Origin of the sequence: Psychrobacillus sp. NPDC096623 (genome assembly GCF_044762655.1) — a bacterium.
In the GTDB taxonomy this organism is placed as follows: domain Bacteria; phylum Bacillota; class Bacilli; order Bacillales_A; family Planococcaceae; genus Psychrobacillus.
Map to the genome: position 1 here is coordinate 518,870 of NZ_JBIWER010000002.1, position 12,236 is coordinate 531,105.

Here is a 12,236-nt window from a genome sequence, read left to right on the forward strand (position 1 = left end):
TCCTATCTAAAAAATGATAAAACCCTGCTAGGAATCCTCTCTTTTTAAAAGATTATAGCTATTTCAATGTTCTTTGAGCAATTTGTCTGTCTTTTTTGTATGTTCGAAAAGCTATGTTTAAGATATACTAAATATAGGGTTTCAGAAAGGGGCGAAATTATTTTGCCGGACTATATTAAATTTGTGGATTCCATAAAGAAAAAAACTGGCATTGACCTTGCAGCGTATAAAGAGGCTCAGATGCGACGTAGACTTACATCTTTGTATGAAAAAAAGGGATATAAAAATTTTGTCGAATTTTATCAAGCGCTTGACTCGAATCGAGATCTATTAAATGAGTTTCTCGATCGTATGACTATCAATGTATCCGAGTTTTATCGGAATGCAAAACGCTGGGATATACTTGAAACTAAAATATTTCCAAAACTATTAGCATCAAATAAACGCTTGAAAATTTGGAGTGCCGCATGCTCCACCGGGGAAGAACCTTATACAATTGCAATGGTCCTGTCCAATCATGTCCCTTTATCCCAAGTTGCTATTCATGCAACGGATTTAGATGAAAATGCAATACAGCGTGCGAAAGTTGGTATTTATCCGGAACGTTCATTAGCCGAAGTCCCAACAGTGATGAAAAATAAGTACTTTGAGAATCAAAGTCCGTTTTATAAAATAAATGATTCGGTTAAAAAGACGGTAACATTTAAAAAACATAATCTATTGAAAGATACATATGATAAAAATTATGATTTGATAGTTTGTCGAAATGTCATGATTTATTTTACAGAAGAAGCAAAGAATCAAATATATCAAAACTTTAGTGATTCGCTTCGACCTGGAGGAATACTCTTTGTTGGAAGTACCGAACAGATATTCAATCCTGGCAAGTATGGATTTGAAACCGAGGACACTTTTTTTTATCGGAAAATATAATTGGAACTGTCCGAGGTTTTTCGGGCAGTTTTCTTCTATACTTTGTTTGAAAATTTTGTTATAGTAATAAACAAGCACTTTAGCGAGTTGAAGGAGGAAAGCGTTATGAGATACTTAACTGCCGGTGAGTCACATGGACCACAATTAACAGCAATTATTGAGGGGTTACCAGCCCAATTAGAAATAACGACTGAAATGATAAATAAAGAATTAAAACGACGTCAAGGTGGTCATGGTCGCGGGAGACGTATGCAAATCGAAAAAGATACAGTTGCAATTACATCAGGCGTACGTCACGGAAAAACGTTAGGTTCTCCAGTTTGCCTAGTTGTGAACAATGATGATTGGAAGCACTGGACAAATATAATGGGTATTGAGCCTCTTGGTGAGGATATCGACCCTGATGATATTAAAAGACAGATTACGAGACCGCGCCCTGGACATGCCGATTTAGTTGGTGGCATGAAATATGGTCATCGTGATTTACGTAATGTTCTTGAGCGGTCATCTGCACGAGAAACTACTGTAAGAGTTGCGGTAGGTGCAGTTGCGAAAGAATTGCTTCGTAAACTTGGTATATCCATTGTGGCTCACGTCACAAAAATTGGTGGGATTGAAGCTAACTTGGATTTAACTAATGGAAAGACAATAGAGGAAATTAGTGAGATTGTGGAAGCTGACCCGGTTTATTGTTTAGATTCGGAAGCATCTGCGAAGATGGTAGAAGCTATCGACAATGCAAAAAAGGCTGGAGATACGATTGGTGGAGTAGTAGAGGTTATCGTTTCTGGAATGCCAGCAGGAGTTGGCAGCTATGTACATTATGATCGTAAGTTAGACGGTAAACTTGCAATGGCAATGATGAGCATTAATGCCTTTAAAGGTGTAGAAGTTGGATTAGGGTTTGAAATGGCGAATCTTTTTGGAAGCCAAGTTCATGATCAAATATCATGGAGCGAAACAGAAGGTTATACACGCGATACAAACCGTCTAGGTGGTCTAGAGGGTGGTATGTCTACTGGAATGCCGATTGTAGTTCGTGGAGTGATGAAGCCGATTCCTACGCTTTACAAGCCACTTCAAAGTGTAGATATCGATACGAAGGAGCCATTCAAGGCAAGTATTGAAAGATCAGATAGCTGTGCCGTACCTGCAGCTTCTGTAGTTGCTGAAGCAGTTATTGCATGGGAGATTGCACAAGCTGTATTAGAAACCTTCCATGGCGACAAAATAGACACATTACTTGCAGATATAGAAAGTCATCGAGCATATACAAAGGGGTTTTAATGATGTCGATCCAAGTTAAAACGAAAGACTCCATATATGAAGTTTATTTAGGAGAGAATATTTTAGAATCCTTTTGTAAAAGACATGCAGATACTCTTGCTACATATGATCAATTAGTGTTTGTTACGGATGAACATGTATGGAGTTTACATGAGGACTATGTTCGCTCTAATTTTACGATACCATTTAAAGTTTATATCGTACCGAACGGTGAGGCATGCAAAACGTTTGAGTCGTATTATCAGGTCCAAACTTATTTGCTAGAAGAAAACTGCTCTAGAAATTCTGCTTTACTTGCATTAGGTGGAGGAGCGGTAGGGGACTTAACTGGATTTGTCGCAGCAACGTTTATGCGAGGAATTCCTTTTTACCAAATTCCAACGACTATATTAGCGCATGATAGTGCCGTTGGAGGTAAAACGGCGATCAATCACCCAAATGGAAAGAATATGATTGGTGCTTTCTATCAACCTACGGAAGTAATATATGACTTTCATTTTTTAAAAACGTTACCAGAAGCAGAAGTTCGCTCAGGCTTAGCTGAAGTGGTAAAGCATGCAATTATCAGCGATGCTAATTGGATGGCTGAATTTTTGGCTCTCCCAAACTTAAAGGCAATTGAAAATCAAGAATTAGTCCAATGGATTGAAAAAGGAATTCGGGTAAAAGCACGAATTGTTGAATTAGACGAAAAAGAACAGTCCTATCGCAAATTTCTAAATTTTGGTCATACATATGGTCATGCGATTGAGGCATCTGTAGGTTACGGGAAAATCACGCATGGTGAATCAGTGATGATTGGTATGATTCCAGCTTTAATGCTAAGTGAGCTTCATGGCAATGTAGCAGCGGGATATGCATACAGAGTGTATCAATTAGCGATTAGACTGGGCTATAATTTTGAACATATTTTACTATGCCCCTTTGAACTTCTATCAAAATTTATGCTAAAAGATAAAAAAACAACAAATGGAAAACTTCATTTTGCCTTACTAAGGGATATTGGAGATCCATTTGTCCAAATAATTTCAATGGAAGAAGTTAAAAAATGCGACAACCAGCTGCGACAATGGGTTAAGGAGGGTAAATGAATGATTAGAGGTGTTAGAGGAGCAACTACAGTAACAGAGGATTCTAATGACTTAGTACTACAGGAAACTAGGCGTCTAGTAGAAGAAATGGCAAAATCAAATGGTATTTTGCCTGAAGATATCGCTTCTGTTATCATATCGACTACAACGGATATTACATCTGCATTTCCAGCTAGAGCCGTTAGAGGCTTAGAAGGATGGGCATATGTTCCGGTCATGTGCACCCATGAAATGGACGTACCAAATGCGTTAGAGAAGTGTATTCGATTACTCATGCATGTAAATACGGAAAAATCACAAGAAGAAGTGCAGCATATCTATTTAAATAACGCTGTTCACTTAAGACCAGATTTACTCAAATAATTCATGGAATAGAGGGGTTAAAATGAAATTCAAACAACAGATAAATGGGTTACATGCATATCAGCCTGGCAAAACAACGGATGAAGTGAAGAAAATGTTTAACTTAGAGTCAGTGACAAAACTTGCATCCAATGAAAATCCATACGGTGCGTCGCCAAAAGTAAAAGAATACTTTAAAGATGCAAATCTAGATTTTGCTATTTACCCGGATGGATATGCAACGAATTTAAGAACAGCTGTAGCGAATCATTTAAACGTCTCTGAAAAACAATTATTATTTGGTAATGGGTCTGACGAGAATATCCTAATCGTATCAAGAGCTATATTACGACCTGGATTGAATACGATTATGGCTGATTTAACATTTGGTCAATATAAGCATAATGCGATTGTAGAAGGAGCAGAAGTACGTGAAATCGCTCTAACTGAAAATGGTGAGCATGATTTAGATAATATGCTTGCAGCTGTCGACGAAAACACAGCTATCATTTGGGTATGTAATCCAAACAATCCAACGGGTACATTGACACCTAGTGATAAGTTGAAAGAATTTATCGAAAATGTACCACAAGATGTGTTAATTGTTTTAGATGAGGCCTACACAGAATACATAACTGATAGTAACTACAAAGATTCCATTGGATTATTAGAAAATCATCCAAATGTATTGATCATGCGCACATTCTCCAAAGCCTATGGTCTTGCAAGCTTCCGTGTTGGTTATGCGGTAGGATCAGAGGAAGTAATAGCACAGCTGGAACCTACGCGCGAGCCTTTTAATAATACTGTTCTAAGTCAACAAGTAGCGCTAATCGGTCTCAAGGACCAAGCTTTCATCGAACAATGTAAGATAAAAAATAACGCCGGAAAAGCTCAATTCGAGGCATATTGCGAAGAAAGAAAACTAGATTACTTTCCATCTCAAACGAATTTTATCTTAATGGAAGTGAAAGCGGATAGCGATGTAGTATTCCAAGGTTTGATGAAACGAGGATTCATCGTTCGAAGTGGAAATGCACTAGGGAAACCAGGATACCTTCGTATAACCATTGGAACCGAACAGCAAAATAGCGAGTTATTAGAAAAGTTGGATCAGGTTCTAAAAGAGGAAGGCGTTTTATAATGCAACAAACCATTTACATTATAGGTCTTGGACTAATAGGTGGTTCCCTGGCACTTGGTTTAAAACGCAATAAAGATGTGGAAATAATTGGATACGATGCGAATAGTCATACACTTCGGACAGCGAAAAGAATAGGTGTCATTGATGAGATGGCCACCAATTTAGAAGAAAGCACTGCGTCTGCAGACGTAATTGTTTTTGCTACTCCTGTAAGTGAAACAATTCGCTTGATGCAAGAAATGCCAAATTGGCAACTAAAAAAACAAGTAATTGTAACGGATACTGGAAGTACAAAAAAAGAGATTATGAAAGCTGCCATATCATTAAAAGAAAAAGGGATAACGTTTATAGGTGGACACCCGATGGCAGGTTCTCACAAGAGTGGTGTAGAGGCCGCTAGAGCCTTCCTGTTTGAGAATGCCTATTATTTACTTACCCCTTTCGAAGATGAATCAAAGGAGCGTATTCAAGCGCTAATAAATCTATTTCAGGTAACGAAAGCAAAACTTGTTCAAGTGGAGGCGGAAGAGCATGATCATATGACCGCTGTGGTTAGTCATTTCCCGCATTTAGTTGCTGCTTCGCTCGTTCATCAACTATCTTTTGAAAACGAACAATACCCCTTTACGAAGCAACTTGCAGCCGGCGGATTTCGAGACTTAACTAGAATTGCTTCTGCCAATCCTGTTGTTTGGAGAGATATAACTCTCCAAAATAGGAAAGAACTAAAGGCTCAATTACAAGCGTGGACCAATGAAATGACAAAATTACAGGACCTGCTTTCATACGCCGATTCTAGTGAGATAGAGGATTATTTCGCAACCGCTAAAAGAGTACGAGACGAACTTCCTATAAATACACAAGGGGCAATGTTTAGCGTATTTGATCTTTATGTCGATGTACCAGATTATCCAGGTGTAATCTCTGAGGTCATCGGTTATTTAGCTCAGGATAATATAAGTATTACAAACTTACGAATTGTGGAAACTCGTGAAGATGTATTCGGAATACTAGTCATCAGCTTTCAATCGACAGATGATCGTGCAAAGGCTGTAGCGTGTATTGCGAATAACACCACATTTGAAACGTATATTTCATAAGGAGGGATGACCTTGCCAACTATCAAAAAGTTAGATTATGAACAACCTTCGTTAGTGGGGACTATACGAATACCTGGCGATAAATCTGTCTCGCACCGGTCGATTATGTTTGGTGCGATAGCAGAAGGGACTACAACAGTCGAAGGGTTTTTACAAAGTGATGATTGCCTCAGTACAATTGATTGCTTTCAAAAGCTTGGAGTGGAGATTGCCATTGATGGCGAAAAAGTGAATATCTCTAGCAACGGAATAACGAATTGGAAAGAACCTGATGAAGTTCTTTATACGGGAAATTCCGGGACAACCACCCGCTTAATGCTCGGTATTTTAGCTGGTTCTTCCGGTTCATCGGTTTTAATTGGTGACGAATCTATCCAAAAACGTCCGATGAGAAGAGTAACGGATCCGTTGAAACAAATGGGTGCTAAGATGATCGGGCGAGAAAACGGCCAATTTACTCCAATTGCAGTTGAAGGAACTAAATTACAGGCTATTCACTATAAGATGCCTGTAGCAAGTGCGCAAGTGAAGTCTGCCATTTTACTAGCGGCTTTAAATGCGAACGGGGAAACTGTTGTAGAGGAAATCGAGACTTCTAGGGATCATACGGAGAAAATGCTCCAACACTTTGGTGCGTCCATTGCTGTAAATGATAAAACGATTCGTTTACAAGGTGGCCAAAAGCTAACGGCTACGCATGTTGTTGTACCTGGTGATATTTCTTCAGCAGCGTTCTTTTTAGTTGCTGGAGCAATTGTCCCTAATAGTAAACTAACTTTAAACAATGTAGGTTTGAATCCGACTAGAACTGGGATTATGGACGTGCTGCAAGCAATGGGTGCATCTTTCACTGTGAATGATTCAGAAAACAGTAGCCACGAAGAAATGGGTACGATTGAAATCGAGACCTCTGCCTTAATTGGAACGGAAATCGGGGGGGAGCTTATCCCAAGACTGATTGATGAAATACCTATTATTGCCCTATTAGCTACACAAGCTAAAGGGAAAACAATTATTAAAAATGCAGAAGAGCTAAAAGTGAAAGAAACGAACCGAATTGATGCAGTAGTAAATGAATTAAAGAAACTCGGAGCAAATATTACCGCAACAGATGATGGTATGATCATCGAAGGCCCAACGACACTTCATGGCGGAGAATTACTCACATATGGAGATCACCGTATTGGTATGATGGCAGCAGTAGCGTCACTTATAACAACAGAACCTGTCTATATTGACAATCCAGGATGCATTGCAGTGTCCTACCCGACATTTTTTGAAGATATTTCTAGTGTGATAAAATAAAAGTATACCTGCAAGATTGATTTGGGTCCTTAAGATATATTATCTTTTCCGATGTGTTTTTTCGGATGAATAGGAACATGGACGTATTCTAGCAAAGACTTTGTTTTTCAACACCCAGTCTTACAAAAATGCCAAACGTCAAGAAGAGTGGTTGAACCTTTATTTGCGTTGAAGTAACCGTCTAACTTTTGTGGGCGGTTACTTCTTTTTCGTTACAAAAAAGATGATGGTCAACTTTATAAAATTTTAGTTGCTTCTAATAAAGTTGTTCCAGTTGAATGGTGTGGAAGGCGACGACTTCAGCGGGAACAGTGAGGGAGAGACTATAGGCACGAGTAGTGCCTGCGGAAAGAGTCCGCCTGAAGCGGAAATCAACGTTGTTAGGAGGATTTAACTGGGTAATAAGCTTTTATAAAATTGATTCATTAGAGAATCTAAAATTATATTGAATGACACTATAGGACCCTCCATCAAATCAGAGGGTTTTTTTCTTGTTCAAAAACAATTGTTCTTGTACGATAAAGGTATAATGAAAGAATGGTGATAACATGGACAACTTGACACCTTTTATCCAGTTAATGGAAGAAGGAAACGTGCATAAACTTGGAAAAATGATCGACCAGTTTTTGTTGAATGGCGATCCTGATGAGCAATATCAGCTTGCAGATTTGCTGACTCAGTTCGGCTTTTTACAGGAAGCGATTACTGTGTTGGAGCATCTTCAATTTTTATATCCTGAAGAAAATCAGCTGAAAATTGACCAAGCACAGCTTTATTTGGAAATGGATAAAGAGGATGAAGCACTAGAAATGCTTACGACAATCGAAAAAACGAGCGATGCCTATCCACAAGCACTGCTCACGTTAGCTGACTATTATCAAATGATTGGGCTGTATGAGGTCGCAGAGCAAAAAATAAACGAAGCAATTACGTTATTACCAAAAGAACCTTTACTGATGTATGCTAAAGGTGAATTATTGTTTGAAACCGGCAGATACCTAGAAGCAGCACGTATAATGGAAGATTTACTACCGCACCAAGAAGCTATTCAAGCGGTTGATTTATCGCTTAAATTAGCGGAAGTCTATAGTGCGGGAGCAGCTTATGAAGAAGCGATCCCATATTACACCGAAGCATTGAAAAAAGAAGTTGCACCAGACGTGTTATTTCATGCAGCTTATGCGTCCTTCCAAGTTCAGCATTTTGAAACCGCCGCAAAACAGCTAGAGGATCTTCTGCAAATTGATCCAGACTACTTCTCAGGCTATATGCTCCTTGCAGAGACATATGCGATGCTAGAGAAAAATGAGGATGCGTTAAAAGCAATTACGGACGGTATCGCTCGTGATGAATATGAAAAAGAATATTATTTATTTGCAGGTAAAATTTCCTTGAAATTGGGTAAAGTGAAAGAAGCAGAAACTTTTTTAAGAGAAGCAATTGCACTTGACCCAGAATATATGGATGCTATTTTCATTTTGTCTTCTTTATTTTCTACAGAAGAGAAGGACGAGGAGCTAGTGGAACTCTATGAAACGCTGAAACAGGAGCATTTTGAATGGTCTGCAATGTACCCATTTTTAGCTGTTGCATACGAAAGATTAGAATCCTATGAAAAAGCATACGAATTTTATCAGCTTGCATATACTGAACATATAGAGGATGTTCCTTTTTTAGAGAAATTTGTTTATTTCCTTTTAGAAGATGGGAAAAGGGCAGAGGCGAAAGAAGTTGTGCTGATTTTGCAGAAACTTCAACCGGAAAATAGTGAATGGTTTGAAATGTTCGAATAAATGAAGGAAGGAGAGGTTACGTGACTGCTTCTGTTTCAGTTGGTGAGAAAAAAGAATTTGTTCGGTGGTTTTTAAAAAAGTATCAGATGAAAAGAAGAGAGTGCGTCTGGATCTTGAATTACTTGATAAGCCACGAAACATTGTTGAATAACGTACATTTTGTGGAGGAGGCACATTACTGTCCTCGAGCGATGATTATGTCAGTTACGACATCCTCTGGTATCCCTTTTCGCTTTTACAAAGGGAGCATAATGACGGCTGATGCTGAAAAGTCCTTCCATGATTTAAGGTTGCATCCAGAAGAGGATATGTACATCCAATTGAACTTTCAGATGATGCCACCTAGTCCAGAATATTTGGCTGTCTTAGAAGAAAATCCTTATATGCCAAAATATTTGCAGATTAGTGAAAAGGATAAATTGATAGCCGAGGATATAGTTAGTGAAAGCTTGTATTCATTTCAAGTAGAACAATTAAAAAAGCAGATTGATCAGGCTATTGATGAAAAAAACAAAGAAAAGTTTATGGAGCTTTCTGAGTTGTGGAAACAAATACAACAAAAAGAGGTTTAGGAGAGGTTATACATGCATTGGAACGGAAAAGATAGTAAAGTATTTCAAACACAAAAAGAATTTATAGATACAGCAGTTATTCCTCTAATACAAATTGACGGTTCTGATGAAGGCTTCCCATTTGCAGCTTCTGCGGCAGACTTTACATTGTCCCTTGCTAATGTAATTGAAAATCAGTTTAAAGGAAGGATTGTTTTATTTCCTTCCTTCTCTTATACAAGAAGTCAGGACAAGCAGTCTGTATTAGAAGCGTGGCAAGAGGAACTTAGCAAAGCTTCCTTCAAGCACATATTTTACGTTACATCTGATAGAGAGTGGAGTACAATAGGGGAAGAACAAAACATTATTTGGACTCCATCTGTTCCACTAGATTCCATGGATCAAAAAATGAGAAACTCTGTACTAGAAGATCAATTACGACAACTTATACCTATTTTTGCGAGAAAATGGGCGAATTAGTGACAATTTTTTTCAATATTTGTCGATAAAGTTAAAGATTCGATGTAATCGAATATTGACCTTCCTTTTTTATTGATATATCATGGATATGTCCTAGTATTATTATTCAAGCAAGTATGTCCATTGGACTGACCTTTAAGTAAGAGGGGGGAAAAGGATGAGTAACAATAAAGTATCAAGACGTCAATTTTTAAGTTATACCTTAACAGGTGTTGGCGGATTTATGGCAGCAGGAATGCTTATGCCAATGGTACGTTTTGCAGTTGATCCTGTATTGCAGAAAAAAGAAGGCGGAGATTTCGTACTGACGGAGAAGAAAATTGCCGACATAACGGATGTTCCAGAACGTGTTGATTTCACTTTTGAACAAGTGGACGCATGGTACAAGTCTGATATTACAAATGCTGCTTGGGTATACAAAGAAGGCGATAAAATTATCGCACTATCTCCTGTATGTAAGCATTTGGGATGTACTGTAAACTGGGAAGGTGACCCAGCGCACAAAAATCAATTCTTCTGCCCATGTCACGCAGGTCGTTATGAGAAAAACGGTAGTAATGTTCCAAAAACACCACCTCTAGGTCCGTTGGATCAATATGAAGTTCGTGAAAATGACGGTTTCTTAGAAATTGGGAAAGCTATTCCTAACACATTAGTTTAAAGTAAGGGGGTACGACATCAGTGCTTAATAAAATCTATGATTGGGTGGATGAACGTCTAGATATTACTCCGATATGGCGTGATATCGCTGACCATGAAGTACCAGAACACGTAAACCCTGCACATCATTTCTCTGCATTCGTATACTGTTTCGGTGGATTAACATTCTTCATCACAGTAATTCAAATTCTTTCGGGTATGTTCTTAACAATGTACTATGTACCGGATATTGAAAATGCATGGGAATCTGTATACTATCTTCAAAATGAAGTAGCATTTGGTGAAATCGTGCGTGGGATGCATCACTGGGGAGCATCACTTGTTATTGTTATGATGTTCTTACATACATTACGTGTATTCTTTACTGGTTCTTATAAAAAACCTCGTGAACTAAACTGGATGGTCGGAGTACTAATCTTCGCTGTTATGTTAGGTTTAGGATTCACAGGTTACTTACTTCCTTGGGACATGAAAGCATTGTTCGCAACGAAAGTAGGTATTGAAATTGCAGCATCCGTGCCATTTATCGGTGGGATGATCAAAACACTTTTAGCTGGTGATGAAACAATCATCGGTGCACAAACATTAACAAGATTCTTTGCGATTCATGTATTCTTCTTGCCGGCTGCTCTTTTTGGATTACTTGCAGCTCACTTTATCATGATTCGTCGTCAAGGTATTTCTGGACCACTTTAATCGGTAAAGGGAACAGATAATTGTAACAAGGAGGGGACAATATGCATCGCGGAAAAGGCATGAAATTCGTTGGAGACTCACGTGTACCAGATCTATCAGCCCGTAAGAAAAACACTCCAAAAGACTATTCTGAGTATCCAGGTAAAACAGAAGCTTTCTGGCCTGACTTCTTACTGAAAGAATGGTTAGTCGGTGCGGTTTTCTTAGTTGGTTATTTAGTATTAACTGTTGCACATCCATCGCCACTTGAACGTCCAGCTGATCCAGCTGACACAGGTTATATTCCAGTACCAGACTGGTATTTCTTGTTTTTATATCAATTATTAAAATATGAATTTGCTTCTGGACCATATAATGTTATTGGAGCAATCATTATGCCAGGATTGGCATTTGGAGCGCTATTATTAGTACCGTTTTTAGATACGAGTAAAGAAAGAAGTCCATGGAAACGTCCATTACCGACTGGTTTCATGCTTCTTGCCTTTTCTGCAATGATTTTCTTAACATGGGAATCTGTTGTAAACCATGACTGGGAAAAAGCAAAAGCTTATGGTGAAATTAGAGAAGAAGTAGCAATTGAAATTGATGAATCTTCTGAAGGCTATAAGTTATATCAAGGTTCTTCTTGTATAACCTGTCATGGTAATGCTTTTGAAGGTGGGCTTGGACCGACTCTAATCGGTTTAGATTACACTGCAGATGAGATTGTTAAAATTGCTCATGAAGGATTACCAGGTGGAATGCCTGCAGGTTCTTATCAAGGAACTGATGAGGAGCTTCAAAAACTTGCAGAGTATATAACGACTCTTCAACCAGAAGAATAATTTAAATGCAAAAGAGTCAGGAAACTGACT

13 protein-coding genes are annotated in these 12,236 nt (G+C 38.4%); all 13 read left to right on the plus strand.

The window, feature by feature from the left end:
- Positions 1-162: 162 nt before the first annotated feature.
- The 13 genes from ACIQX2_RS07310 (at position 163) to ACIQX2_RS07370 (ending at position 12,206) form a co-directional block, all read left to right on the plus strand.
- Positions 163-933, plus strand: coding sequence for a CheR family methyltransferase (locus ACIQX2_RS07310; RefSeq protein ID WP_402848032.1), 771 nt, complete (start codon positions 163-165; stop codon positions 931-933).
- Positions 934-1,038: 105 nt separating this feature from the next.
- A complete protein-coding gene (aroC, locus tag ACIQX2_RS07315; RefSeq protein ID WP_402848034.1) occupies positions 1,039-2,220 on the plus strand; it encodes a chorismate synthase in 1,182 nt (393 codons plus the stop codon).
- Between the two features lie 2 nt (positions 2,221-2,222).
- Positions 2,223-3,311, plus strand: coding sequence for a 3-dehydroquinate synthase (aroB, locus tag ACIQX2_RS07320; RefSeq protein WP_402848036.1), 1,089 nt, complete (start codon positions 2,223-2,225; stop codon positions 3,309-3,311).
- Positions 3,312-3,674, plus strand: a complete 363-nt coding sequence (aroH, locus tag ACIQX2_RS07325) for a chorismate mutase (RefSeq protein ID WP_402848038.1) — start codon at positions 3,312-3,314, stop codon at positions 3,672-3,674. It abuts the gene before it with no gap.
- A gap of 22 nt (positions 3,675-3,696) precedes the next feature.
- Positions 3,697-4,797, plus strand: coding sequence for a histidinol-phosphate transaminase (gene hisC / locus ACIQX2_RS07330; RefSeq protein ID WP_402848040.1), 1,101 nt, complete (start codon positions 3,697-3,699; stop codon positions 4,795-4,797).
- The gene (locus ACIQX2_RS07335; protein WP_402848042.1) at positions 4,797-5,897 is read left to right on the plus strand and encodes a prephenate dehydrogenase; all 1,101 of its coding nucleotides are present in this window, start codon (positions 4,797-4,799) and stop codon (positions 5,895-5,897) included. The genes hisC and ACIQX2_RS07335 overlap by 1 nt, the downstream gene beginning before the upstream one ends.
- 12 nt (positions 5,898-5,909) lie before the next feature.
- Positions 5,910-7,202, plus strand: coding sequence for a 3-phosphoshikimate 1-carboxyvinyltransferase (gene aroA / locus ACIQX2_RS07340; RefSeq protein ID WP_402848044.1), 1,293 nt, complete (start codon positions 5,910-5,912; stop codon positions 7,200-7,202).
- Between the two features lie 548 nt (positions 7,203-7,750).
- Positions 7,751-8,995, plus strand: coding sequence for a tetratricopeptide repeat protein (locus ACIQX2_RS07345; RefSeq protein ID WP_402848046.1), 1,245 nt, complete (start codon positions 7,751-7,753; stop codon positions 8,993-8,995).
- A gap of 20 nt (positions 8,996-9,015) precedes the next feature.
- A complete protein-coding gene (locus ACIQX2_RS07350) occupies positions 9,016-9,567 on the plus strand; it encodes a ReoY family proteolytic degradation factor (RefSeq protein ID WP_093060854.1) in 552 nt (183 codons plus the stop codon).
- A gap of 12 nt (positions 9,568-9,579) precedes the next feature.
- Positions 9,580-10,026 (plus strand): DUF2487 family protein, encoded by a 447-nt coding sequence (locus ACIQX2_RS07355; protein ID WP_402848049.1) that lies wholly within the window; start codon positions 9,580-9,582, stop codon positions 10,024-10,026.
- 157 nt (positions 10,027-10,183) lie between these two features.
- A complete protein-coding gene (locus ACIQX2_RS07360) occupies positions 10,184-10,687 on the plus strand; it encodes a QcrA and Rieske domain-containing protein (protein WP_093060856.1) in 504 nt (167 codons plus the stop codon).
- A 20-nt stretch (positions 10,688-10,707) separates the two neighbouring features.
- A complete protein-coding gene (gene qcrB / locus ACIQX2_RS07365; protein ID WP_093060857.1) occupies positions 10,708-11,382 on the plus strand; it encodes a menaquinol-cytochrome c reductase cytochrome b subunit in 675 nt (224 codons plus the stop codon).
- 41 nt (positions 11,383-11,423) lie between these two features.
- On the plus strand, positions 11,424-12,206 hold the full coding sequence (locus tag ACIQX2_RS07370) for a menaquinol-cytochrome c reductase cytochrome b/c subunit (RefSeq protein WP_402848052.1): 783 nt from the start codon (positions 11,424-11,426) through the stop codon (positions 12,204-12,206).
- The last annotated feature ends 30 nt before the right edge of the window (positions 12,207-12,236 follow it).